This window comes from Halomonas sp. EF61 (assembly GCF_040147045.1).
Lineage (GTDB): Bacteria > Pseudomonadota > Gammaproteobacteria > Pseudomonadales > Halomonadaceae > Halomonas > Halomonas litopenaei.
The window spans coordinates 735,396-758,333 of sequence record NZ_JAMSHM010000003.1; the positions used below are offsets into that span (position 1 = coordinate 735,396).

General features: G+C 62.1%; 24 protein-coding genes and 1 tRNA gene. 5 read left to right on the forward strand and 20 right to left on the reverse strand.

Annotated features, from left to right (window positions below):
- The first annotated feature begins 139 nt into the window (after positions 1 to 139).
- Entirely contained in the window at positions 140 to 1,519 is a 1,380-nt protein-coding gene (locus NFI08_RS18080; protein WP_349591165.1) for a uracil-xanthine permease family protein, read from the forward strand.
- A 268-nt stretch (positions 1,520 to 1,787) separates the two neighbouring features.
- Here the strand turns inward: NFI08_RS18080 and ihfA are convergent, their stop codons facing one another.
- From ihfA to NFI08_RS18145, 13 genes are all read right to left on the reverse strand, one after another.
- Positions 1,788 to 2,084, reverse strand: a complete 297-nt coding sequence (ihfA, locus tag NFI08_RS18085; protein ID WP_045991491.1) for an integration host factor subunit alpha — start codon at positions 2,082 to 2,084, stop codon at positions 1,788 to 1,790.
- 57 nt (positions 2,085 to 2,141) lie between these two features.
- Complete coding sequence (pheT, locus tag NFI08_RS18090) at positions 2,142 to 4,523, reverse strand: phenylalanine--tRNA ligase subunit beta (protein ID WP_349591166.1); 2,382 nt, start codon at positions 4,521 to 4,523, stop codon at positions 2,142 to 2,144.
- A 65-nt stretch (positions 4,524 to 4,588) separates the two neighbouring features.
- The gene (gene pheS, locus NFI08_RS18095; RefSeq protein WP_045991493.1) at positions 4,589 to 5,608 is read right to left on the reverse strand and encodes a phenylalanine--tRNA ligase subunit alpha; all 1,020 of its coding nucleotides are present in this window, start codon (positions 5,606 to 5,608) and stop codon (positions 4,589 to 4,591) included.
- Between the two features lie 176 nt (positions 5,609 to 5,784).
- Complete coding sequence (rplT, locus tag NFI08_RS18100; RefSeq protein ID WP_045991494.1) at positions 5,785 to 6,138, reverse strand: 50S ribosomal protein L20; 354 nt, start codon at positions 6,136 to 6,138, stop codon at positions 5,785 to 5,787.
- Between the two features lie 37 nt (positions 6,139 to 6,175).
- Positions 6,176 to 6,370, reverse strand: a complete 195-nt coding sequence (gene rpmI / locus NFI08_RS18105) for a 50S ribosomal protein L35 (protein WP_045991495.1) — start codon at positions 6,368 to 6,370, stop codon at positions 6,176 to 6,178.
- Positions 6,371 to 6,458: 88 nt separating this feature from the next.
- Positions 6,459 to 6,998 carry a translation initiation factor IF-3 gene (gene infC, locus NFI08_RS18110; RefSeq protein ID WP_083970214.1) on the reverse strand — a complete coding sequence of 180 codons (540 nt, stop codon included), beginning with the start codon at positions 6,996 to 6,998 and terminating at the stop codon, positions 6,459 to 6,461.
- Positions 6,999 to 7,092: 94 nt separating this feature from the next.
- Positions 7,093 to 8,991 (reverse strand): threonine--tRNA ligase, encoded by a 1,899-nt coding sequence (gene thrS / locus NFI08_RS18115; RefSeq protein WP_045991497.1) that lies wholly within the window; start codon positions 8,989 to 8,991, stop codon positions 7,093 to 7,095.
- Between the two features lie 267 nt (positions 8,992 to 9,258).
- On the reverse strand, positions 9,259 to 10,071 hold the full coding sequence (locus NFI08_RS18120) for an OmpA family protein (RefSeq protein WP_108447894.1): 813 nt from the start codon (positions 10,069 to 10,071) through the stop codon (positions 9,259 to 9,261).
- 319 nt (positions 10,072 to 10,390) lie between these two features.
- On the reverse strand, positions 10,391 to 10,858 hold the full coding sequence (locus tag NFI08_RS18125; protein ID WP_349591167.1) for a DUF2489 domain-containing protein: 468 nt from the start codon (positions 10,856 to 10,858) through the stop codon (positions 10,391 to 10,393).
- 158 nt (positions 10,859 to 11,016) lie between these two features.
- Entirely contained in the window at positions 11,017 to 11,934 is a 918-nt protein-coding gene (gene cyoE / locus NFI08_RS18130) for a heme o synthase (RefSeq protein ID WP_349591168.1), read from the reverse strand.
- Positions 11,927 to 12,967: a COX15/CtaA family protein gene (locus tag NFI08_RS18135; RefSeq protein ID WP_349591169.1), complete on the reverse strand. Its 1,041-nt coding sequence runs from the start codon at positions 12,965 to 12,967 to the stop codon at positions 11,927 to 11,929. The genes cyoE and NFI08_RS18135 overlap by 8 nt, the downstream gene beginning before the upstream one ends.
- Positions 12,960 to 13,613: a redox-active disulfide-containing membrane protein gene (locus NFI08_RS18140; RefSeq protein WP_349591170.1), complete on the reverse strand. Its 654-nt coding sequence runs from the start codon at positions 13,611 to 13,613 to the stop codon at positions 12,960 to 12,962. Before NFI08_RS18140 ends, NFI08_RS18135 begins: the two co-directional genes overlap by 8 nt.
- A gap of 205 nt (positions 13,614 to 13,818) precedes the next feature.
- Positions 13,819 to 14,523, reverse strand: coding sequence for an SURF1 family protein (locus NFI08_RS18145; protein ID WP_349591171.1), 705 nt, complete (start codon positions 14,521 to 14,523; stop codon positions 13,819 to 13,821).
- Positions 14,524 to 14,572: 49 nt separating this feature from the next.
- On the opposite strand from NFI08_RS18145, the gene NFI08_RS18150 reads away from it, so the two are divergent.
- Positions 14,573 to 14,764: a DUF2909 family protein gene (locus NFI08_RS18150; RefSeq protein WP_045991503.1), complete on the forward strand. Its 192-nt coding sequence runs from the start codon at positions 14,573 to 14,575 to the stop codon at positions 14,762 to 14,764.
- Positions 14,765 to 14,785: 21 nt separating this feature from the next.
- Here the strand turns inward: NFI08_RS18150 and NFI08_RS18155 are convergent, their stop codons facing one another.
- From NFI08_RS18155 to NFI08_RS18185, 7 genes are all read right to left on the reverse strand, one after another.
- Positions 14,786 to 15,649: a cytochrome c oxidase subunit 3 gene (locus tag NFI08_RS18155; protein WP_213229042.1), complete on the reverse strand. Its 864-nt coding sequence runs from the start codon at positions 15,647 to 15,649 to the stop codon at positions 14,786 to 14,788.
- On the reverse strand, positions 15,646 to 16,281 hold the full coding sequence (locus NFI08_RS18160) for a cytochrome c oxidase assembly protein (RefSeq protein ID WP_253556258.1): 636 nt from the start codon (positions 16,279 to 16,281) through the stop codon (positions 15,646 to 15,648). Before NFI08_RS18160 ends, NFI08_RS18155 begins: the two co-directional genes overlap by 4 nt.
- A 15-nt stretch (positions 16,282 to 16,296) precedes the next feature.
- Entirely contained in the window at positions 16,297 to 17,928 is a 1,632-nt protein-coding gene (ctaD, locus tag NFI08_RS18165; RefSeq protein ID WP_349591172.1) for a cytochrome c oxidase subunit I, read from the reverse strand.
- A 210-nt stretch (positions 17,929 to 18,138) separates the two neighbouring features.
- Positions 18,139 to 19,257: a cytochrome c oxidase subunit II gene (gene coxB, locus NFI08_RS18170; protein WP_108133566.1), complete on the reverse strand. Its 1,119-nt coding sequence runs from the start codon at positions 19,255 to 19,257 to the stop codon at positions 18,139 to 18,141.
- A gap of 129 nt (positions 19,258 to 19,386) precedes the next feature.
- The gene (locus NFI08_RS18175) at positions 19,387 to 19,560 is read right to left on the reverse strand and encodes a DUF2970 domain-containing protein (RefSeq protein ID WP_083970217.1); all 174 of its coding nucleotides are present in this window, start codon (positions 19,558 to 19,560) and stop codon (positions 19,387 to 19,389) included.
- Between the two features lie 75 nt (positions 19,561 to 19,635).
- On the reverse strand, positions 19,636 to 20,364 hold the full coding sequence (locus tag NFI08_RS18180) for an LrgB family protein (RefSeq protein WP_045991506.1): 729 nt from the start codon (positions 20,362 to 20,364) through the stop codon (positions 19,636 to 19,638).
- Positions 20,364 to 20,717 (reverse strand): CidA/LrgA family protein, encoded by a 354-nt coding sequence (locus NFI08_RS18185; protein ID WP_045991507.1) that lies wholly within the window; start codon positions 20,715 to 20,717, stop codon positions 20,364 to 20,366. The genes NFI08_RS18180 and NFI08_RS18185 overlap by 1 nt, the downstream gene beginning before the upstream one ends.
- A gap of 205 nt (positions 20,718 to 20,922) precedes the next feature.
- Between NFI08_RS18185 and NFI08_RS18190 the strand changes: the two genes are divergently transcribed.
- The 3 genes from NFI08_RS18190 to NFI08_RS18200 all read left to right on the forward strand — a co-directional run bounded on the left by NFI08_RS18190 (position 20,923) and on the right by NFI08_RS18200 (position 22,378).
- Positions 20,923 to 20,999 (forward strand) — tRNA-Pro (locus tag NFI08_RS18190).
- A 577-nt stretch (positions 21,000 to 21,576) separates the two neighbouring features.
- The gene (locus NFI08_RS18195; protein WP_108133728.1) at positions 21,577 to 21,936 is read left to right on the forward strand and encodes a hypothetical protein; all 360 of its coding nucleotides are present in this window, start codon (positions 21,577 to 21,579) and stop codon (positions 21,934 to 21,936) included.
- 220 nt (positions 21,937 to 22,156) lie between these two features.
- Positions 22,157 to 22,378, forward strand: coding sequence for a hypothetical protein (locus NFI08_RS18200; protein ID WP_045991614.1), 222 nt, complete (start codon positions 22,157 to 22,159; stop codon positions 22,376 to 22,378).
- Positions 22,379 to 22,938: the final 560 nt, after the last annotated feature.

Consider the following 22,938-nt stretch of genomic DNA (forward strand, 5'->3'; position numbering starts at 1 on the left):
GCCGTTCTGTTCGTACCGCCGATATCAGGTATCGAACCATTGTTGTATACAGTTTGTCGTCCTACATTGGATACACTAGCGCTGCATAGTGTATTCAGTGACTACAGACGCCCTGACAACAACCACAATGGCTAGGATCATGCAGACACCCCCCACGACACTGTTCGACTTCCACGGCCGGCCCGGCATAGCCCGGGCGCTGCCCATCTCGCTTCAACACGTGCTGGCGATGATCGCCGGTGTCATCACGCCGCCGCTTATCGTCGCCGGCGTGGTCGGCGCCACCCCGGAGGAAAAGCTCCAGCTGATTCAGGTAGCGGTGCTTGCCTCCGGCGTCTGCACCCTCTTCCACCTCTACGGCGTCTGGAAGTTCGGCGCCCGCCTGCCGGCCATCTTCGGTGTCGGCTTCGCCTATGTGCCAACGCTGATCGCCGTCGGCGCCCAGTACGGCATCGAGGGCATCCTGGGCGCCCAATTGATCGGTGGCATCACCATGATGGTGGTGGGCTACTTCATCCAGTTCATCCGCCACCTCTTTCCCCCGGTGGTGGCGGGCACCGTGGTGCTGGTGATCGGACTGTCGCTCTATGACATCGCCATCCGCTACATGGCTGGCAGTGGCAACGTCAACGCCGAAGGCTTCGGTGACCTCGTCAACTGGGGCCTGGGCGTTCTGACGCTGGTCACCGTCCTGGTGGCGTCCCAGTTCGGGCGCGGCGTGGTCAAGCTGTCGGCCATCATCATCGGCATGCTGGTGGGCTATCTGGTCGCCATACCGCTGGGCATGATCGACTTTTCCCCGGTGAACAACGCCCCATGGCTGGCGGTGCCGGAGCTGATGCCGTTCGAGATGGAGTTTCACTCCGCGGCCATCATTTCCATGGTGGTGATCTGCGTGATCAATTCGGTCCAGACGATTGGCGATCTCTCCGCGACCAGCGTGGCGGGGATGAACCGGGAACTGGCGACAAAGGAACTCACCGGCGGCCTGCTCGGCAATGGCCTGACGACCACCTTGAGCACCTTCTTCGGTGCCCTGCCGACCTCCACCTACAGCCAGAACGTCGGTATCGTGGCGATCACCAAGGTCATCAGTCGAAGCGTCTTCATGCTGGCGGGTGTCATCGTGCTGCTGGCCGGGCTCAGCCCCAAGTTTGGCGCGCTGATGACGACCATCCCCTATCCGGTCATCGGTGGCGCCACCATCACCGTGTTCGGGATGATCACGGTGACCGGCATCCAGCTGTTGATCAAGGACGAGATGACCGCCCGCAACATGACCATCGTCGGGCTGTCGCTGGCCCTGAGCCTGGGCATCACCTCGGTGCCGTCGGCGATCGAACAGTTCCCGGAAACGGTCAAGGACGTGGTCACAGGCGCACCCATCGTGATCGCCGCGATCAGCGCCTTCCTGTTGAACCTGCTGTTGCCGCGCAAGACACTGGCCCAGGAGGCTCAGGAAAGGGAGGAAGAAGCCCGACAGACGAATCTCGATCGCCAGAGTACCGAGGAAGGCTGACGCCCGGTACGCCGGTGACCTTGATATCAGCAACGGCCGCAAAGGCTCTGTTGCAAGGCTCCACTACAGCCCCGCCACAAAAAAAAGCGCCGCCCTCTTGGGGCGGCGCTTTTTACGATGACACTTTCCGTCACGACCTTCGGTTACGACACTTCTTCAGGGCGACGCCTTTACGGGCCTGGACCTTTCAAGACGATGCAAGACGACACCATCGTGGAGCGACGCCTGGCGATCGGGCGAGGCCAGCAAAGCCAAGGCTTCACAACCTCTAGGCTTCCTCGGGATGCCCCACCTGGCTTTTCAATTTCTGCCCGGGCCGGAAGGTCACCACACGCCGAGCCGAGATCGGAATCTCTTCTCCCGTCTTGGGGTTTCGCCCAGGCCTTTCACGCTTGTCGCGCAGGTCGAAATTGCCGAATCCCGACAGCTTGACCTGCTCGTTTTCCCGCAGACAGGCGCGAATTTCCTCGAAGAAGGCTTCCACCATGGTCTTCGCCTCCCGCTTTGACAGGCCGAGCTCGGTATGCAGATGCTCGGCCAGTTCTGCCTTGGTCAACGCTCCCATGTTCTTATCCTCATGGTGATGGTCACGCCAACCGTCCGCGCCCGTCAGGGGAAAGCGTCAGGCACGCAGCTCAGCATCGAGTCCCTGCCGAGCCGTTGCCACGATGGCATCGACCAACTGATTGATTTCTTCGTCATTTAGCGTGCGCGAAGGATGCTGCCAGGTCAAGCCCAAGGCCACACTCTTACGACCTTCGGCTACGCCTTTACCCTGATAGACGTCGAAAAGCCCCAGTTCGGTGAGCCATTCACCGGCTTCGGCACGCACGCGGTCGAGCAGCGCCTGCACCGGCTGGTCCTCATCCACCACAAAGGCCAGGTCGCGACGCACCTCGGGATACCGTGACAGCGGCGCAAAGGCAGGGATGCTGCCCTGGCTGAGCGCGTCGAGGCGCACCTCGAACAGCACGGCGTCGGTCTTGAGACCAAGCTTGGCCTTGACCGCCGGGTGCAGGGTGCCGATCCAGCCGGCTTCCTCGCCGCGATGGAGGATGCGCGCGCACTGCCCGGGATGCAGTGACGGGTGCTCGCCCGGCTCGAAACGCCAGGCGTCGGCGCTGCCGGTCACTTCGAACAGACTCTCGAGGTCACCCTTGAGATCGAAGAAGTCGACCTTGTCGCGACCGCCGGCCCAGCCTTCGGGAAGGCGCGAGCCGCAGACGATGGCGCCGAGCATTGGCACCTGCTCCAGTTCATCGAGCTCACCGCGGAAAACGAGGCCGCTCTCGAACAGGCGCACGCGGGTCTGCTGGCGATTGAGATTGTGCTCAAGCGCCCTGACCAGGCCCGGGAACAGGCTCGCCCGCATCACCGACAGATCCGCAGAAATCGGGTTGGCCAACACCGGCGACACCGCTTCAGGCAGCAGCACACGCTGCAGCTCCGGGGCGACGAAACTGTAGGTGATCGCTTCCTGGTAGCCTCGTGCGGTCATTTGACGACGCAACCGCGACAACGGGCTTCTGGCCTCATGGTCTGCCTTGAGAGCCAGACGCACGGCTGGGCGACGCACCGGCAGACGGTTATAGCCGTGAATCCGCGCCACTTCCTCGATCAGGTCTTCCTCGATGGTGACGTCGAAACGCCAGCCCGGCACCTTGACCCGGAAGCCAGCGTCGATGCTTTCCACTGCCATGCCCAGGCGCTCGAGGATCTCGCCGACCTCGGCGTCGTCCAGGCGCTTGGACAGCGCCTTGGCCAGCCGCTCGGTGCGCAGGGTCACCTCACGCTGAGCCGGCAGGTGAGCGTCGGATGCCTGCTCATTGAGCGGCCCGGCTTCGCCGCCGCAGATGGCGATCAGAAGCTCGGTGGCGCGCTCGATGGCACGGCGCGTCAGCTCGGGATCGACGCCGCGCTCGAAACGATGCGAGGCATCGGTGTGAAGCCCGTAGGAGCGCGCTTGCCCAGCCACCGCCAAGGGGGTGAAGAAGGCGCCTTCCAGGAAAATATCGCGGGTGGCCTCGCTGACACCGGAGTGTTCGCCGCCCATCACGCCGGCCAGGGCCAGCGGCCCCTTCTCGTCGGCGATGATCAGGGTGCTCGGGTCGAGACTGACGGTCTGGCCATCGAGCAGCACAAGTTCCTCGCCCTGGCGCGCCAGACGCACGATCACGGCACCCTCGAGGTTGGCACGATCGAAGGCGTGCAGCGGCTGACCCAGTTCCAGCATCACGTAGTTGGTCACGTCCACCGCCGGATCGATGGCGCGCACACCGCTACGGCGCAGACGCTCCACCATCCACATCGGCGTGGGGCGACGGATATCGACGCCCTTGATCAGACGGCCGATATAGCGCGGGCAGCGCTCTGCGTCCTCGACCCGGACCGGAAAGGTTTCGTCGTGACTGGCCGCAACCTCGGAGATCTGCGGCTCGTTCAGGCCAAGACGGTTGAGCACGCCAACCTCGCGGGCCAGACCCTGGACGCTCAGACAGTCGCCGCGGTTCGGCGTCAGATCAACCTCGATGGTGTGGTCATCCAGGCCCAGATAATCGCGCAGGGCGGTGCCCACCGGAGCGTCCTCGGGCAACACCAGGATACCCTCGGAGGTGCCCTCCTCCAGGCCCAGCTCCGAGGCGGAGCAGATCATGCCGCGGGACTCGACGCCCCTGAGCTTGGCCTTCTTGATCTTGAAGTCACCCGGCAACACCGCGCCAACGCGGGCGAAGGGGATGTGCTGACCGGCGGCCACATTGGGCGCGCCACACACCACCTGCACGGTCTCGCCGCTACCGTCGTCGACCTGACAGACGTTGAGCTTGTCGGCATCAGGGTGCGGGGCCTTGTCGACCACCTTGGCCACCACGACGTCGCTGAAGGCCGCCGCCACGGGTTCGACGGCGTCCACCTCGAGCCCCGCCATGGTGATCTGGTCGGCAAGCCCCTGGGTGGAAAGCTGCGGAGATACCCACTCACGCAGCCACTGTTCGGATACTTTCATGAGGACTCCTTGACGTCCTGTTCCTGCATTCGATGTTCTTTATCGAGCCCTCTGGCCCGCAGCGCTCAGTGAAACTGACGAAGAAAGCGCAGATCGTTTTCAAAGAACAGGCGCAGATCGTTGACGCCATAGCGCAGCATGGCCAGGCGCTCGGCACCCATACCGAAGGCGAAACCGGTATAGCGCTCGGGATCGATGCCGCCGTGACGGAAGACTTCCGGGTGGACCATGCCGCAGCCCATCACCTCGAGCCAGCCGGTGTGGGAGCACACACGGCAACCTTCACCGGCGCACATCACGCAGGCGATATCGACCTCGGCGGAGGGCTCGGTGAAGGGGAAGTAGGACGGACGGAAACGTACCGACAGGTCATCGCGCTCGAAGAAGGCATGCAGAAAGTCTTCGATGGTGCCCTTGAGGTCGGCAAAACTGACGTCTTCCTCGATCAGCAGGCCCTCGACCTGATGGAACATCGGGGTATGGGTCAGATCCGAGTCACTGCGGTACACACGACCCGGGCAGACGATGCGGATCGGCGGCTCCTCGGCCTTCATGGTGCGCACCTGGACCGGCGAGGTGTGGGTGCGCAGCAGCCGGGTGGCGTCGAAATAGAAGGTGTCGGCCATGCCTCGCGCCGGATGGTGGGCCGGGATGTTCAGGGCTTCAAAGTTGTGGTGGTCGTCTTCGAGCTCTGGCCCCACCGCCACCTCGTAGCCGATGCGCCGGAACAGGCCTTCGATACGCTCCAGGGTGCGTGTCACCGGATGCAGGCCACCGGTGGGCTGTCCACGTCCCGGCAGGGTCACGTCCAGGCGCTCTGCGGCAAGCTTGGCGTCGAGTTCGGCCTTGGCCAGGGCCTCGCGCCGGGTATCGAGTTCCTTGGCCAGCTCCTGCTTGGCCTGGTTGATGCGCTCACCGGCCGCCGGGCGCTCCTCGGCGGGCAGCTTGCCGAGCCCCTTGAGCAGCGCGGTCAGTTCGCCCTTCTTGCCCAGGTACTTGACGCGAATCTCGTCGAGTGCGGCCATGGAGTCGGCTGACTGGATGGCGTCGCGAGCTTGTTGAACCAGGTCGGGAAGGTGGTCCATACGTTGAGCTCCGATATCGTTGATCGTTCAGTGGTGGAGTGGTCGCGCAATAGTAGAGAGATCGCGATGAAAAAGGGGTCGCCAAAAAAACAGGGGAAGAGCGGCTGCTCTTCCCCTGGGGCGATCATGAACGCTCGTCTCCCCATGGGGAGAGCTCGCTCATCATTCGAACGCGCTTACTGGGCAGCCTTGGCCTTCTCGACGATGGCAGCAAAGGCTGCCTTCTCGTGAACGGCCAGGTCAGCCAGGACCTTGCGGTCGATTTCGATACCGGCCTTCTTCAGACCACCGACGAAGCGGCTGTAGGACAGACCGTGCTGACGGGCACCGGCGTTGATACGCTGGATCCACAGGGCACGGAACTGACGCTTGCGCTGGCGACGGTCGCGGTACGCGTACTGGCCGGCCTTGATGACGGCCTGCTTGGCAACGCGAAAGACGCGCGAACGGGCACCGTAGTAGCCCTTGGCCTGCTTCATGATCTTCTTGTGACGACGACGGGCGACGACACCACGCTTGACACGAGTCATAGCACTCTCCTGACGTTAAAGGGGGTTCACCAAGGGTTTATACGTACGGCAGCATGCGACGCACGAGTGCCTTGTCGGCGTCGTGGATCTGCTGCATGCCGCGCAGCTGACGCTTACGCTTGGTGGACTTCTTGGTCAGAATGTGACTACGGAAGGACTGCTTGTGCTTGAAGCCGTTGGCAGTCTTCTTGAAGCGCTTGGCAGCGCCGCTGTTGCTCTTGATCTTCGGCATGAGAATAACTCCGCTCGAGTTTCTTTAGAAAATCCGGGGCCAATGGCCAGCCTTCACAGGCTGACCAATCGTTGAACCGGCCGTCGGATCACTTCTTCTTGGGGGCAATGATCATGATCATCTGGCGCCCTTCCATCTTGGGGAAGGATTCCACGGTCCCGATTTCCTCGAGATCCGCTGCGATCCGTTCCATCAGCTTGCGGCCGATGTCCTGGTGCGCCATTTCACGCCCGCGGAAACGCAGGGTGACCTTGCCCTTGTCGCCACCTTCGAGGAATCGAATCAGGTTCTTCATCTTGACCTGATAGTCACCCTCGTCGGTGCCAGGACGGAATTTGACTTCCTTGACCTGGATTTGCTTCTGCTTCTTCTTCTGAGCAGCCTTCTGCTTCTTCTGCTCGAAGACGAACTTGCCGTAATCCATGATCTTGCAGACGATCGGATCGGCATTGGAAATCTGTACGAGGTCCATCCCTTCCGCTTCGGCACGCTCAAGGGCGTCGCGGGTATCCACGATGCCAAGCTGTTCGCCGTCGCTGGCGATCAGGCGGACCTGATCTTCGGTGATGCGCTCGTTCATTGGCGGACGCTTGTCCTGGGGGCGTCCTCTGGGGTTGCTTCTCTTGATGGTTCCGTCTCCACTGTAGCTTTGGAAGGTGCGAGAGCTGGGAAGGTGCGTGCCTAGAGCCTCACACGAGGGGGCGGCCCATGCCGCCTACCCGTTAGTACCGCTCGGCCTGAACTCGTTCAATAAAGGCGTCGACGGTCATGGTGCCCAGATTTTCGCCGCTGCGCGTACGCACAGCCACCGAGTCGGCCTCTACTTCCTTATCTCCGACCACCAGGAGATAGGGTACCTTCTGCAACGTATGCTCGCGAATTTTAAAGCCGATCTTCTCGTTCCTCAAGTCCGACTTGACGCGAAGACCGATTTTTTGCAGTCGTGAGGTCAAGGCTTCGGCGTATTCCTTCTGGGCATCGGTGATGATCATCACCACCGCCTGCTCCGGCGCGAGCCACAGCGGCATGGCGCCGGCGTAGTGCTCGATCAGGATGCCGATGAAGCGCTCCATGGAACCGACGATGGCACGGTGCAGCATGACCGGCGGCTTGCGCTCGCCCTCTTCGGTCACGTACTGGGCACCCAGGCGCGTGGGCATCATGAAGTCGACCTGCATGGTGCCGACCTGCCACTCGCGGCCCAGGCAGTCCTTCATGTGATACTCGATCTTGGGACCATAGAAGGCGCCCTCGCCCGGCAGCTCCTGCCACTCGACCCCACAGGCCTCCAGCGCGCCACGCAGGGCGTTCTCGGCACGATCCCAGGTGTCGTCGTCACCGATGCGCTTTTCCGGGCGCAGGGCGATCTTGATCGCGATATCCTCGAAGCCAAAGTCGCTGTAGACCTTGAGCGCCTGGCGATGGAAGCTCGTCACCTCGGGCTGCACCTGCTCTTCGGTACAGAAGATGTGGCCGTCGTCCTGGGTAAAGGCGCGCACTCGCATGATGCCGTGCAGCGCGCCGGACGGCTCATTACGGTGACAGCCGCCGAATTCGCCGAAGCGCACCGGCAGTTCACGGTAGCTGCGTAGGCCGGAGTTGAACACCTGGACGTGGCCCGGGCAGTTCATCGGCTTAAGCGCGTACTCACGCTTCTCGGACTCGGTGAAGAACATGCCATCGGCGTAGTTATCCCAATGGCCGGACTTCTTCCACAGCGACACGTCCATGATCTGGGGGCAGCGAATCTCCTGATAGCCGCCCTCCTTGTAGACGCCGCGCATGTACTGCTCGACGCGCTGCCACAGGGTCCAGCCGTTGGGGTGCCAGAACACCATGCCCGGCGCCTCTTCCTGCATGTGGAAGAGGTCGAGACGACGCGCCAGCTTGCGGTGATCGCGCTTCTCGGCCTCCTCGAGGCGGTGCAGGTAGGCCTTGAGCTGCTTCTTGTCGCCCCAGGCGGTGCCGTAGATGCGGGTCAGCATGGCATTGTCGGCGTTGCCGCGCCAGTAGGCACCGGCCAGCTTGGTCAGCTTGAACGCCTTGAGGTGACGCGTGTTGGGCACGTGGGGCCCACGACACATGTCGGTATATTCCTTGTGGCGGTAGAGGCGAATAGTGTCGCCTTCGGGAATCCCGCGCACGATTTCCTGCTTGTAGGGCTCATCGCGATGCAGGAATTCCAGCATCGCGGCATCACGATCGACGTACTCGCGGACCACGTCGTACTCTTCATCGATCAGCTGCTTCATGCGCTTCTCGATGGTCTCGAGGTCCTCCGGGGTGATCGACTGGCCGAAATCGATGTCGTAATAGAAGCCGTCGGTGATCACCGGGCCGATGGCCATCTTGGCCTCGGGATAGAGCTGCTTGACCGCGTGCCCGATCAGGTGGGCACAGGAATGCCGGATGATCTCCAGGCCTTCCTCGTCACGTGCGGTCAGGATCGCCACCTCGGCGTCCGTCTCGATCAGGTCCGCGGCGTCCACCAATACGCCGTCGATCTTGCCGGCCACGCAGGCCTTGGCAAGTCCCGGGCCGATGCTCTCGGCCAGTTCCATGACGCTAAGGGGGGAATCGAAGGTTCTCTGACTGCCGTCAGGCAGTGTCACGATGGGCATGCAAGCTGTCCTTGTGCGCAGTGGTGATCCATACCAGGGATCACGTGTCGCCAAAATGGATTCGAGGGGTGAAACAGCGACATAGAATATCAGAAATGGCGCCGCCGGCGCCATGCTCTACCCCTGTGGAGGGCGTCGCGACACCTCTGGCGAGCGGGATGGCAAGCCAGGCCACCACCACCCGAAACGCAGCGAGGCGCCCGAAGGCGCCTCGCTGATGTCATCGTGCTCGATCAGGCGATCGAGACGGACTCGGTCAGGACAGACTTACTGCCACTCACCCAGTTCCACACGACGGTTTTCCGCACGACCTGCATCGGTGTCGTTGGTCGCGATGGGCTGCTCTTCACCGTAACCGATGGCACGCATGCGGTTCGGCTGAACACCCTGGCTCGCCAGGAAGCGAGCAACGGAAGCGGCACGCTCCTGAGACAGCTGCTTGTTGTAGCTGTCGGAACCGACGCTGTCAGTGTGACCTTCGATGCGCACGCCGACGTTCGGGTTGGCGCGCAGACGCTCGGCGATGCCGACCAGAACCTGCTCAGCCTGAGCGGTCAGGGTGGCGGAGTCGAACTCGAAGTTCACGTCACGCAGGACCAGGTCCTTCTCGCAACCCAGGGAGTTGACCTGGACACCGGCCGGAGTACCCGGGCACTGGTCCTGGAAGTCCGGCACGCCATCGTTGTCGGAATCCAGCGGGCAACCCACTGCGTCCACGGCGACACCGGCCGGAGTACCCGGGCACTGGTCGTTGGCGTCGTAGACGCCGTCACCGTCGGAATCCTTCGGAGCGTTCATCGGCTCCTTGTTCGGCTCGGCACACAGCAGAGCGCCAGCCACGGTGCCGACGGTCGCGCCGACAGCAGCGCCGGTTTCCTCGTCGTCATCGCTGGTGGTGCCGTAGCCGATACCACCGCCGATCAGACCACCGGCGATACCACACACCATCGGGTGCTGGTACCACGGCTTGGCGTCAGATGCGCTCATGCCGGAGGAGGACTGAGAGGCGGAGCTGGCGCAGCCGGAGAGGCCGACAACCAGTGCAGAACCGAGCAGCAAGCCAGTCGTTGATTTTTTCATGTAAGACTCCTTCTTCTATCTGACACTCAATGCTGAATACGGGTAACCCTGTTCTTCAGCGGGTCCAATGTTGTGCCGATCGAGAAACAGGATAGGTACCCTACTTCCTCATAGGCAAGAAAAGCATGAAATACAGCGCCTAGCCAGTCTATTAGTCGCCAATATCTCAACGTCTTCTGCCAACGGCCCATCGTGCAAGACAATTGCTGCACGACCAATCCCTTGCAGGCGATATCATGACGTATCGCTTCTGTACAATCAAACTAGCACAGGCGATACCCGCCCGTCATTCACTTCATCGAACAGTGTTCGAGATCGCTCAATTGAGAGAGTCGGGGTAACGGGCTTGAAAATCCAGCGCAGCCTGTGCCGCAGCCAGCACATCGTCGCGATTCGCTTCTTCCACGGCCAGTCGCTGCTTGTCTTCAGCGAACCGCTCCTTGGGCGTAAGCTCTTGACGAGCCTGATGTGTGTGCAGATGACGGGTTTGTTCGTAGACCTCGGCAAAGACTCTGAACTCGCGCCGCTCAAGCAGTGCCGGATCGATGATCTCGAACAATACTTTCAACCGCCAGCAGCCTTCGGTCACATCGACCTGACGCTGCAATAGCGCCGACGCAACCAGACCGAGGTTTTCCAGGCCATTTTCCCTGGCACGACGTTCCTCGTCCCGAATCACTCCCTCTCGGCGCCGCACCTCATTCTTCAACGACCAGGCGTACCACGCCAACGCGGCAATGATGACAATGCCAAGCCCGAGCAAGGCATAAGCGAGCATCGTGGACATGCAGCCCCCTGTGCGATGGTCAAAGGGAGCATTCTACACATCTGCCAGAGAGGCTGAACCATCCATCGCGAGAAAGACCGCTGACTACCGTCTGCATTGTTGCCACCTGCCGATGACACTCCCGTGACACCGGACCGTTGAACGAAGGTAGTCGGCCCTCACGGACTCAAGGCTATGCTCAGATAGTGATCCAGCAACAAGGCCAGAAAGACGCCGAGCAGATAGCGAATGGAAAACCAGAAGGCCTGCAAGGGCGCCTGGTCGTCGTGTCCACGCCAGACCCTGAGATTCCACTGCATGAAGCGTAGATTGAGCACACAGACGCTGACCAGATAGAGCCAGCCACTCATGCCGATGGTGAACGGCAGCAAGGTGGCCGCCACCGTCAACCAGCCATACAGCCAGACCTGCAATCTGGCAAAGGCGAGGCCATGGGTCACCGGCAGCATCGGTACGCCGGCCTCGGCGTATTCATCGCGCTTGTAGATCGCCAGCGCCCAGAAGTGCGGCGGCGTCCAGGCAAAGATGATCAACATGAGCAGCAGCGGTTCGGCTCCCACTGTCCCGGTCACGCTGGTCCAGCCCAGCAGTGGCGGCGCGGCACCGGCGACTCCACCGATGACGATATTCTGCGGCGTGGCCCGTTTCAGAAACACCGTGTAGATCAACGCATAACCGACCAGCGACCACAGCGTAAGCCAAGCGGTCAACGGATTGACGGTCAGCGCCAGCAGCGCCACCCCCGAGGAGGACAATGACAGCGCCCAGGCCAGCGCCAGTGGCGTCGACAAGCGACCGGACGCCAGCGGGCGCCGCGAGGTGCGATGCATCCGCGCATCCAGCTTGCGATCCACCACGTGGTTGATCGCCGCCGCCCCTGCGGCGGCCAGTGCAATCCCGATAAGCCCGCACACCATGGCGTTAAGCGCAGCTGGCGATATGGCCCCGGGGATCGCCAGCAACATCCCCACCAGGGCGCATACAAGCATCACCATGACCACTCGCCATTTGCACAACGTCAGCAAGTCACGCCATAGCGGATGGGTCGCTGCACCCATGGCCTGTGCATCACGCATGGAGCCACCCTCCTCTGGTCTGGCGTTGACGTCCCTTCACCGCCTGTCTTGAATGGCGCTGCTTCCACGCTACCAGGGTAAAACTGAAGACCAGCAGTACCGCGCCGGCAGTATGTAGAAGCGCCAGGCCCAGCGGCAGCCACAGCAGCACATTGGCGATACCCAGGGCGACCTGCAAAGCCGTCGCCCCGGCCAGCGTCAGCAGCCAGGGCCGCATTTCACGGCGATGCCAGCGACGGATCACTACCAGCGCCAGCGTCAGCGTCAACGCCAGCGCTCCCAGCCGATGGGCCAGATGGATCGTCGTGCGCGCTTCGGCGTGCAGCGCTCCGTGCAGATAGTTGGGCCCCACCGTCTGGGTAAGGTGGAAGCCCTCACCCCAGTCGGTGTCGGGCACCCACTGACTATTGCAGGTGGGAAACCCCTGACAGGCGATGCCCGCGTAGTTGCTGGAGGTCCAGCCCCCCAGCGCCAGTTGCAGCACCAGCAGCACGGTGGCCACCCCCATCAGCGCCCCCAGTGGTCGGGCAGAGAGCGCCGCCTCGCCCCTGGCGACACGACGCAGGCGCAGATGCAGCCAGATGAACAGCGTCATCACCGTGAGACCACCCAGCAGGTGAAGGGTTACCACCTGGGGCCACAGCTTGAGGGTCACGGTGTAGGCACCGAAGGCCCCCTGCACCATCAAGGCGGCGAACAGCATCAGCATCAGACGCCAGGGAAACCCAGGCTTGCGCCGCCTGGGCCAGGCCAGCACCAGCAGGGCCATCACCATGACCCCGAGAAATCCGGCCAGGTAGCGATGAATCATTTCCATCCAGGCCTTGGATGCCTCCAGCGGCGCATCCGGACTATGCAGCAGAGCGCTGCTTGCATCGGGCACGACCAGCGCTCCATAGCAGCCCGGCCAGTCGGGACAACCCAGCCCCGCATCCAGCAACCGGGTGAAGGCACCGGCCATGATGACCAGGGCGGTGAACAGCGCCCCCACCAGACTCAGGAGCCGCAGCGTCGCCAGGCGTCGATCATTCATGGCGCACCTCCTGGCGGGCGTCTTCGCTGACACCTTGACTGTCGTGCAGACTGACCAGATCAGCAGTACCTGCGGTAGCCTCGGCCTCACCGAGATCTTCCCCCAGGGCAGCAAGCGGTAGCTCGGGGTTGCGCTTGAACAGATGCTCGATGTCGTCCATCACCGCCCGGGTCTCCACCCCGGCAGGATAGGCGACCGCCACCCACCCCTGGGGGTCAAGCAGCCACGCCTGCCCCTGACTGGCCCACTCCGGCGACTCGGTCCAGGTCATCAGCGACTCGCCAGGCAAGGCGGCAGCGTCTCCGCCTACGCGCAACCGACTCAGACGATGGGCGTCCTTGCCCAGCGCCCGGTGCAGGCGCCACCAGCGATCCGCGTCTTCGGCGCAGCTATCGCCGCAATCGTAGGCCAGGGTCCAGGCATGCGCCGCGAGCTCCCCTCCACGATCGCGACTGGCAATGTCTGTGCGCTCAAGAGCCGGCCACCGGGACAGCGGCGGCACATCGGCATCAAGCGCCCCGTGGGCGGTACGATTGTCGGGAATCCCGATACGGAACTCGACCATGCCCCAGGCAAGCGCCATGGGCATCACAAAGATCGCGATCAGTGCGACCAGCTTCAGCCGCTGCCACCCCATCGTCGTCATCCTCGCACCTCCACTCCTTGCGTCGACACGTTCGGTCCTGTCGTGTCCGCTGGGCTATCGGGTATCTGTCGTTCTCGCGCTAGTGTCGTGCTCTCGCGCTAGCCTCTTGTGCTCGCCGATGTCGCTTGTCTTTCGCCCCTTTCCTGTCTTTCGCGGCGTTGTTGTCTTCCGCGGTTTTCTTTCGCAGTCTCGCCATCTCACGGCCTCAGCGTTCTTGCCTGGCGGACATATCAACAATTGACCTTTCAGCGCTCGTGACGCCCGCCGCGCAAAGATCGCGATAGAGTCGTCGACCTCCAAACAGCAGCGCCAGCAGCGCCACCAGCGAAAGCCCCCACCACTGCAGTGCATAGGCCAGATGTCGCTCTGGTGGCATGACGTTAGGCGTCCACCAGTCCTCCAGATGCCCGGGACCCTGGCGCTGATGCAGCCAACCGGCAAAGCTGAACTCCTCGTCCCAGGCTCCGAGTTCGATGCGCTGCAGTCGCGTGCCTTCGAGGTTGTCACCGAACCGCGGCGTACGCCGGCCATCCGCCTGCCAGTCACCGCTCAGCGACACCAGCCCCTTCGGCGTCGCTGCGTGGGGCGCCTGGCGCGACACCCCTGTCTCGAGAAAGCCGCGCTCCACCAGCCACCGCTGTCCCTCGACGTCGACAAAGGGCGTGAGCACCGCCACCCCGAGTCGATTGCCAAGCATCCGATTGTCCAGGTAGAGGGTTTCGTCGGCCTGAAAGACGCCTTCGAGCGACAGGCGGCTGCCGTCCGGCGGCAATGTCCCTGGCATGTTCAAGGTAGGTGCCTCGGCAAGGTTTGCAAGATAGTCGCGCTTGCCGGCGGCGCGCTCCCACTGCCATAGTCCAAGGCCGATACCCAGCGCCATCAGCGCTGCACACAGAAGGCACCAGGCCACCAGCCGACCCGGACCACGCCTTTTCCCCTCACTCGAACGGACTCTCACCATGCTGCTCAAGATCCTGATTCTGATCGTGTTCGTGGCCATGCTGGCCAGTCTCGCGGCCGGGGTCGGCTTCCTGCTCAAGGACGACAGCCACTCACGCCGCCTGCTGGTCTCGCTCAAGATCCGGGTAGCCCTGGCCGCCCTGCTGCTGGCGTTGCTGGCCTATGGCTTCGCCACCGGAACGATCGGCTGAGCGGCCCCCACGCCGCCTGCCTCAGAACACGTAGACAAAGATGAACAGCCCCAGCCAGACCACGTCGACAAAGTGCCAGTACCAGGCCGCCGCCTCGAAACCGAAGTGATTGTCGCCACTGAAATGGCCCTTGCGGATACGCATCAGGATGCTGGCCAGGATGATCGTGCCGATGATGACGTGGAGGCCATGGAAGCCCGTCAGCATGAAGAAGGTCGAGCCGTAGATGCCCGCTTCGAGGGTCAAGCCCAGGTGATGGTAGGCTTCGTAGTACTCGACCCCTTGGATGATGATGAAGAAGGTGCCCAGCAGCACCGTACCGAACAGCCAGTTGTGGGTAGCGCGACGCTCCCCCATCTTCAATGCTTCGTGGGCGACCGTCAGGGTGATGCTCGAAGACACCAGCAGCAGAGTGTTGACCAGCGGCAACTGCCAGGGACTCAGGGTCTCGGTCGGCCCCGAGATGGCGCTGTCCGGTGGGTTCTCCAGCGGCCAGCTGGCGGTGAAGTCGGGCCACAGCAGCGCCGTCACGCCCTTCGCCCCCTCACCATCGAGCCACGGCAGCGCCAGGGTCCGCACGTAGAACAGCGCCCCGAAGAAGGCACCGAAGAACATCACCTCTGAGAAGATGAACCAGCCCATGCCCCAGCGGAAGGAGCGATCCATCTGGGCGTCGTAGAGTCCGGACATGGACTCCTTGATGACATCCCTGAACCACAGCACCATCACCGCCAGGATGCCCACCAGACCCGCCAGCATGATCGGCGACCCCGCCGCCCCGTGCACCAGCCAGGTGCCCCCGCCGACCATCATCACGCCCATGGCCAGGGAACCGAGGATCGGCCACTTGCTGGTCGCGGGTACGTAGTAGCTGCCACCACTCATGCTTCACCTCCTGGATCTTCGCCAGACGCCGGTCGGCGTCCCTTGTCACTGCCCGGTGCGCCGTCGGCCACCGTCGTCACCGCCACGTCCGGCCCCTGGTCCTGCGGGTAGAGCGTGTACACCAGGGTCACGGTCTTGATCTCTTCGGGGAGATCGCGGGTCAGTTGAAACACCAGTGGCGCCTCGAAGCTCTCCCCCGGCGCCAGCCGTTGATTGTCGAAACAGAAACAGGCCAGCTTGCGCAGATGTAACGACGCCGGAGATGGGGTCACGCTGGGCACCGCCCTTGCCACCAGCGCCTGGTCACCCAGATTGCGAAAGGTGAAATACACCTCCGTGCTCTGCCCTGGGTGAACCCGAACCTGGCGACTGTGGGCCTCAAGCTTCCACGGCAGTCCCGCACTGCCACGGGTCACGAACTGCATCGTCACCGTGCGTTCGGTATCGACCTCTTCGTGCACCAGCGTCTGAGCGCTGGTCGAGGTCTTGCCGTTGAGGCCCGTCACCTGGCAGAAGACGTCATACAGCGGGACCAGGGCAAACGCGAAGCCAAACATCCCCGCCAGCACCACAAGAGTCTTCACCACGGTTCGTCGAACCTGGGGACTGCGATCCTCGACGACGTCCGTCATGGCGACACTCCCGACTCAGTGCTCCACCGGCCGATACTGGGGCGGGTGTTCGAAGGTATGCAGAGGCGCCGGGCTCGGCACCGTCCATTCAAGATCCTCGGCGCCATCCCAGGCCTTGCCCGGCGCCTTCTTGCCGCCCCGCACGCACATGATCACGATGACCACGAACAACAGCTGCGAGAAGCCGAACATGAAGGCACCGATACTGGAGAGCATGTTGAAGTCGGCAAACTGCAACGAGTAGTCGGGAATTCTTCGCGGCATGCCGGCAAGCCCGGAAAAATGCATCGGGAAGAAGGTCAGATTGACCCCGATCATCGACAGCCAGAAGTGCCACTGGGACAGCCGCAGGTGCGGGTAGTGGCCGGTCCACTTGGGCAGCCAGTAGTAGACCCCCGCCATGATCGAGAACACCGCGCCGGGCACCAGCACGTAGTGGAAGTGCGCCACCACGAAGTAGGTGTCGTGGTACTGGAAGTCCGCCGGCGAGATCGCCAGCATCAGCCCCGAGAAGCCACCGATGGTGAACAGCACCACAAAGGCGATGGCGAACAGCATCGCCGGCTCGAAGCTGATCGACCCCCGGAACAGGGTGGTGATCCAGTTGAACACCTTCACCCCGGTTGGCACTGCGATCAGCATGGTGCTGTACATGAAGAACAGCTCCGCCACCAACGGTAGCCCCACCACGAACATGTGGTGCGCCCACACCAAAAACGACAGGATGGCGATGGATGCGGTGGCGTAGACCATGGAGGCATAGCCGAACAGCCGCTTGCGGGCGAACGTCGGAATGATCACCGAAACGATGCCGAAGGCCGGCAGGATCATGATGTAGACCTCGGGATGCCCGAAGAACCAGAACAGATGCTGGAACAGCACCGGATCACCACCGCCACCGGCATTGAAGAAGCTGGTGCCAAAGTTGATGTCCATCAGCATCATGGTGACCACCCCGGCCAGCACCGGCATTACCGCGATCAGCAGGAAGGCGGTGATCAACCAGGTCCAGACGAACAGGGTCATGTCCATCAGGCGCATGCCCGGTGCGCGCAGGTTCAGGATGGTGGCGATGATATTGATCGCCCCCAGGATCGAGCTGATACCGGCGATGTGCAGCGACAATATAAAGAAGGTGGTGGACGGCGGCGCGTAGGTGGTGGACAGCGGCGCATAGAAGGTCCAGCCGAAATTCGGCGCCCCACCCGGCATGAACAGCGTACTCAACATCAGGGTAAAGGCGATCGGCAGCAGCCAGAAGCTGAAGTTATTGAGCCTCGGCAACGCCATGTCCGGCGCCCCGATCTGCAGCGGCACCATCCAGTTGGCCAGCCCGACAAAAGCCGGCATCACCGCGCCGAACACCATGATCAGGCCATGCATGGTGGTCATCTGGTTGAAGAACTCGGGCTGCACCAGTTGAAGACCGGGCTGGAACAATTCGGCCCGCACCACCAGCGCGAAGACCCCACCGATCAGAAACATGGTCAAGGAGAAGATCAGATAAAGGGTACCGATCTCCTTGTGATTGGTGGTCAGTACCCAGCGCATCAGACCGCCTGGGCGATAGTGATGCTCGTCGTGTCCCGCCGAGCTGGCCTCGGAGGCCGACGACTCGAGTCGATGCTTGGGAGGCAGTGACGCCATGGCGAAGATCTCCCCTGTTAGCCGCCTGCCTGACTCTTGGCGGGCGTCGATGGTGCGTTCAACGTGACTCCTGAGAGCCCCCGGTTGCTCGGACTGGCCGTGTACCGACCATCCCTTGTTCGCTATTCCCTTGCTCGTTCATCTCTTGTGCTTGCATTTCCCGACACCTGAACCGCTCTCCAATCGCGATCCCGACAGCCGTTCGTCCGGCTACTCGGACAGCATGTCGGCGATATCGGCCGGCTGGGTCACCTCGCCTGTTTCATTACCCCAGGCGTTGCGTTCGTAGGTGATGACGGCGGCGATCTCCACCGGATTCAGGGTGGTCCGGAAGGCCGGCATGGCGGTACCCGAGACACCATTGACGACGGTATCCAGATGGCGCTCCGGCTCGTCCAGCAGTGCCTGGTTGCCCGCCAGCGCCGGGAAGGCAGGCGGCAGGCCACTACCATCGGCCTGGTGACAGGAGGCGCAGATGGAGCCGTAGACCTGTTCGCCACGCTCCATCAGTTCGTCCATCGTCCATTCGCGATCCACCCCCTGGGCCTCCTGGGCAGCAGCGGCCTTGCGCTCGGCCAACCAGGTATCGAACTGCTCCTGCTCGACCGCCTCGACCACCACCGGCATGAAACCGTGATCCTTGCCGCAGAGCTCCGCGCACTGGCCGCGATAGATGCCGGGCTCGTTGATGCGCACCCAGTTTTCGTTGACGAAGCCTGGCACCGCGTCCTGCTTGACCGCCAGTTCGGGCACCCACCATGAGTGGATGACGTCGTCGGCGGTCAGCAGCAGGCGTACCTTCTTGCCCACCGGCAGCACCAGTGGTTCATCGACTTCGAGTAGATAGTTTTCCCCCTTCTCGCTCTCGCCGGAGATCTGCTCGCGGGGGGTCGCAAGGTTGGAGGTAAAGTCGACATCTTCACCCAGGTAGCTGTAGTGCCAGCGCCATTGCTGGCCGGTCACCATCACATCCAGGTCGGCGTCGGAGGCGTCGTACATCTTCTTGAGCGTGGCGGTAGCCGGCACTGCCATGCCGACCAGAATGAGCAACGGCAGGGCCGTCCAGATCACCTCGACGGTGGTGTGCTCATGGAACTTGGCGGCCTTTGCGCCCTGGGAGTGACGATAGCGGAACAGCGAGTAGAACATGGCGCCGAAGACCACCACGCCAATGATCACGCAGATCCAGAAGATCGTCATGTGCAGCGAATACACCTCACGACTGACGTCCGTCACCCCGACCGGCATGTTCCAGTCGGACGCCTGGAGGTGCCCTCCGAGTCCTGCGAACAGCGTTCCCGCAGTCATCCACACATGCCGCATGCGCATCGATGCCTCCTGGAGCTCGTTGTTATCTTGTTCGCTCGCCAATGGCTCGAGTATAGAAGAGCCTGGTCACTGCCCCGCCTGTAGCGGGCCGAGCCGTCAACGCAAGACGCCACCCTGCCAACGGGTCACTCAACCCGCCGCCAGGGTGGCGATCACGATCAGAATCACGACAAACAGCACCCCCATGAGGATGCCTACGACGATAAAGCTGGACGCCTTGCCGGTGGTGAAGTCTTCCTGACGCCGGGACTCGCGTTGCACGCCAAAAAACGCGGCGAGTACCGACTTGATGGTCTTCCACATCTTGACCTCCGGCCCAATCCCTTCGCTTGACCATAGTTCAGCCGGAGACAATTTGCGTTGCGCATTAGACGAAGGTCAGAGTCCGAATATCGCCACAATCAGCGGCAGCAAAAAGGCGGTGATCAAGCCCGTCAGACCCATGGCAAGACCAGAGAAGGCGCCGGCCATGGCCCCCAGCTTGGCGAACGCCTGGGCCGTACCAAAGCCGTGGGCGGAGAGTCCCATGGTAAAGCCCTGGATCACCGGGTCCTTGATGCCGAGTAGACGAAAGATGAACGGCCCCAGCGCACAGCCGATGGAGCCGGTAATCAACACAAGCCCCGCCGCCAGCGACGGAATACCACCAATCTTCTCCGCCACCCCCATGGCGATGGGCGACGTTACCGAGCGCGGCGCCAACGACAGCACGGTTTCTGGCGCCGCCCCGAACAAAAGCGCAATACCAAGGGTCGAGGCCACCGCGGTCACGATACCCGCGCCACAAGCTACCAACAGCGGCAGCAGTAGCTGACGTACCCGCTCGCGATGGTCATACAGCGGGATGGCCAGCGCCACCGTGGCTGGCCCCAGCAAAAAGTGGATGAACTGGGCGCCCTCGAAGTAGGTGGCGTAGTCGATCCCGGTGACCAGCAGGAAGGAGATGATCAGGGCAATACTCAGGGTTACCGCGTGAAGCAGCGGCGTGCCGCCCAGCCACTTGTTGATGCGCACCGCCAGGGCGAACGCCAACAGCGTGACCAGCAGCGACAACAGCGGATTGCCGGACAGATAGACCCACAGCTCATCGAGTTCGGCCACATCCATTACTGACCTCCCCGGCGAGCAGCCAGCCTTGCCATGACCCAGGCGGTGACCGCCAGGGTCAAGGCCGTGGACAGCACCAGCGTCGCCGCAATGGCGAGCCAGTCATCGGCGATCAGGCGGCCATGCACCATCAACCCGACACCCGCAGGCACAAACAGAAGCGTCAGGTAACGCAGCAGACCTTCCCCTGTCGTACGCAGGCTCTTCGGCACCTTGCCGCGAATCGACAGCCCGATCAGCAGGATCACCATTCCGATCACCGGCCCGGGTATCGGTAACGTCAGCCCCCGCGCGATCAACTCACCAGCGAACTGACACGCCAGCAGTAGACTCATTCCCAGAATCAGCGGCATTCCCTGGTCCTCCTCGTGTCCCATTGCCTACCAATAGTGTGTCAGAGCACGGACAAAGTGGGCAGCGCTGACGCCCGGGGCTGGTCAATTTCCAACCAATTGAAATAAAAGCGCAAAAGGGGCTTTTCATTTTGAAATGAACGCGCTAGTATACGCCTCGTCTTAGGGGGACAGGCCAGACGGTCACACAACCCAAAGGCCAAGTCGGAGCGTGGCGCAGCTTGGTAGCGCGTTGCAATGGGGTTGCAAAGGTCGCAGGTTCGAATCCTGTCGCTCCGACCACTGAATTCAAGAATGACGGTCACCTTGCTCATCAGAGCGGTGGCCGTTTTTCGTCGTTTTCGCCCCCCCTTCTCATCGCATCGAGTTCACACGTGGGCACCGCCTGAACTGACCCCACTCCGCTTTTTACACCGTTATCCACTCCTCTTTTTACTCCGCTATCGACAGCACTACCTCCTGCACTATCCACTCGGCCCGCTTGCTACTTTCACCCTTCTCGCTTTGTCCTCCTCGTGGCGTCGCTACATCGCGCTGTCTGGAGCCGATACCCCTGCGGGACCCAGGCTGCTACCGCGACCTGCGCTCAGTGCCTCTATACCGACAGCCGCCGCATCGAACGGTCACCGTAAAGTGCTGGCGATCGGATACTACCAATGCTATATATTAGCCTGCTCTTATTCGACAAATGGTTGAATTCTCAGGCGTTTCATACCCGACATCTGCCGGCCAACGGATACAAGGCAGCAGACGGGGTAGACCTGCTCGTCTCGAGCAGCCGCCAGGGCGAGCAGGAATGGCCGGCAGGAAATCGACGCACAGCAGTGGCTGCGTCTCACGACACCAATCAGGAACTGACATGAACTACCGACTGATGTTTCAGCTTACGGACTCCCTGAACACCAAGTCCCTAGAGCCACTGTTGCTGAAACCCACGCCACTGGAAATGCCGGAGCACCAGATCGACTCCTTGCAGGAAGTTCCAGCTACCGATGATCTGATCGAGCTTCCCTTCACGGCGGAGGAAGGCGAAAAAACCAGCCTGGTCTTTGTGCAGGGCAGGGTTGTCTCCACCAAGAAGACCTTCACCATCTCTGATGGTGGTGAAAGCGCCAGGTGCCTGGTGACCTGCTTCATCGAACCCAATCGCGTGGTGCAACAGGGCACAGGCGAGCTGATTCTCGAACCCACCATCAACAACATCGAAGAGATGCTCTGATCTGCGATGCAGCAGGCCGTCGGCAGCGCCTGCAGGATTACACGTGCGCCGACGGCCTTTCTTCGACGCCCTGAATGCGCGCAGCCAGGCGAGTCACCATCTCGTTGTAGTCCCTGCGAAGATCACCGGCACAACGTCGCCGACATCACCGGCAGGAAGATGTCGTCAGTGGTGCTCCGGCTGTTCCTGCAACACCAACCATGACCATCAGAGGACGCTTATGCCCAACAAGACCACCGCGGTCGTCCAGTGGATACGGCGTGAGGCTGGGCCGCTGCTGGTTGCCAGCATCTTCCCGCTGCTGCTGATCGTCTACTTTTTCAAGGAAGGCTTCTCGATCAAGGTGCTGGCGCTGTTTCTCGCCCTTCCGCTGGTGGTCTATCTGTCGCTGAGTGTCGCTATCTGGCTGTGGTTCGTGGTCAGAAACCGAGACTCTCGATAAGGACTCCGGGATCGCTGCCGCTCAGCGCGGTCAGGAGGTACTGATCTGCAAGAACGGGAAGCCGGTAGCACGCATTGAAGCACTGAAAGATCAAGGACTTGACCTGGATGCGCTCTACGGTCTGACCAAGGGTCGTATCGAGGCGGAGGCTGGCTGGGATGCTCCGCTTAAAGAGGACGTCATCGAAGCGTTGTTTGATGGAAATCATCCATGAAGCGCTACCTGCTCACTATCGATCTTTAGCTCTGGCCGACTGAATGGCTGCCCGCCGATGGCCTGATAAAGCGCTACGACCCGGAACGCCGCTATATCGCCCCGGTCGATGAACTGTTGCCATCTCGGTAGTACTCGGCAAGACGCCGCCTGGCCGAGGCCGACACTTGCTCACCCCCATCGAACCGCCTCTTCATCACAGACGAAGCCTACCTTGCGATGTTGGCCTATAGATGATGCCCGTCTAAGACCAGACACTGTGGTCATCCGGTGATGGTGATCCCCGCCCCCGCATCCATTAGGCTATGCCGAGACGTCCCGACGATGCCTTGGCGTGTGCTGCTCAA

What these genes read in the sequence shown, in the direction of transcription:
- NFI08_RS18080 (WP_349591165.1), top strand. Translation starts at nt 140, where the DNA reads ATGCAGACACCCCCCACGACACTGTTCGACTTCCACGGCCGGCCCGGC.
- ihfA (WP_045991491.1), bottom strand. Translation starts at nt 2,084, where the DNA reads ATGGGAGCGTTGACCAAGGCAGAACTGGCCGAGCATCTGCATACCGAG.
- pheT (WP_349591166.1), bottom strand. Translation starts at nt 4,523, where the DNA reads ATGAAAGTATCCGAACAGTGGCTGCGTGAGTGGGTATCTCCGCAGCTT.
- pheS (WP_045991493.1), bottom strand. Translation starts at nt 5,608, where the DNA reads ATGGACCACCTTCCCGACCTGGTTCAACAAGCTCGCGACGCCATCCAG.
- rplT (WP_045991494.1), bottom strand. Translation starts at nt 6,138, where the DNA reads ATGACTCGTGTCAAGCGTGGTGTCGTCGCCCGTCGTCGTCACAAGAAG.
- rpmI (WP_045991495.1), bottom strand. Translation starts at nt 6,370, where the DNA reads ATGCCGAAGATCAAGAGCAACAGCGGCGCTGCCAAGCGCTTCAAGAAG.
- thrS (WP_045991497.1), bottom strand. Translation starts at nt 8,991, where the DNA reads ATGCCCATCGTGACACTGCCTGACGGCAGTCAGAGAACCTTCGATTCC.
- NFI08_RS18120 (WP_108447894.1), bottom strand. Translation starts at nt 10,071, where the DNA reads ATGAAAAAATCAACGACTGGCTTGCTGCTCGGTTCTGCACTGGTTGTC.
- NFI08_RS18125 (WP_349591167.1), bottom strand. Translation starts at nt 10,858, where the DNA reads ATGTCCACGATGCTCGCTTATGCCTTGCTCGGGCTTGGCATTGTCATC.
- cyoE (WP_349591168.1), bottom strand. Translation starts at nt 11,934, where the DNA reads ATGCGTGATGCACAGGCCATGGGTGCAGCGACCCATCCGCTATGGCGT.
- NFI08_RS18135 (WP_349591169.1), bottom strand. Translation starts at nt 12,967, where the DNA reads ATGAATGATCGACGCCTGGCGACGCTGCGGCTCCTGAGTCTGGTGGGG.
- NFI08_RS18140 (WP_349591170.1), bottom strand. Translation starts at nt 13,613, where the DNA reads ATGACGACGATGGGGTGGCAGCGGCTGAAGCTGGTCGCACTGATCGCG.
- NFI08_RS18150 (WP_045991503.1), top strand. Translation starts at nt 14,573, where the DNA reads ATGCTGCTCAAGATCCTGATTCTGATCGTGTTCGTGGCCATGCTGGCC.
- NFI08_RS18155 (WP_213229042.1), bottom strand. Translation starts at nt 15,649, where the DNA reads ATGAGTGGTGGCAGCTACTACGTACCCGCGACCAGCAAGTGGCCGATC.
- NFI08_RS18160 (WP_253556258.1), bottom strand. Translation starts at nt 16,281, where the DNA reads ATGACGGACGTCGTCGAGGATCGCAGTCCCCAGGTTCGACGAACCGTG.
- ctaD (WP_349591172.1), bottom strand. Translation starts at nt 17,928, where the DNA reads ATGGCGTCACTGCCTCCCAAGCATCGACTCGAGTCGTCGGCCTCCGAG.
- coxB (WP_108133566.1), bottom strand. Translation starts at nt 19,257, where the DNA reads ATGCGCATGCGGCATGTGTGGATGACTGCGGGAACGCTGTTCGCAGGA.
- NFI08_RS18175 (WP_083970217.1), bottom strand. Translation starts at nt 19,560, where the DNA reads ATGTGGAAGACCATCAAGTCGGTACTCGCCGCGTTTTTTGGCGTGCAA.
- NFI08_RS18180 (WP_045991506.1), bottom strand. Translation starts at nt 20,364, where the DNA reads ATGGATGTGGCCGAACTCGATGAGCTGTGGGTCTATCTGTCCGGCAAT.
- NFI08_RS18185 (WP_045991507.1), bottom strand. Translation starts at nt 20,717, where the DNA reads ATGCCGCTGATTCTGGGAATGAGTCTACTGCTGGCGTGTCAGTTCGCT.
- NFI08_RS18195 (WP_108133728.1), top strand. Translation starts at nt 21,577, where the DNA reads ATGAACTACCGACTGATGTTTCAGCTTACGGACTCCCTGAACACCAAG.
- NFI08_RS18200 (WP_045991614.1), top strand. Translation starts at nt 22,157, where the DNA reads ATGCCCAACAAGACCACCGCGGTCGTCCAGTGGATACGGCGTGAGGCT.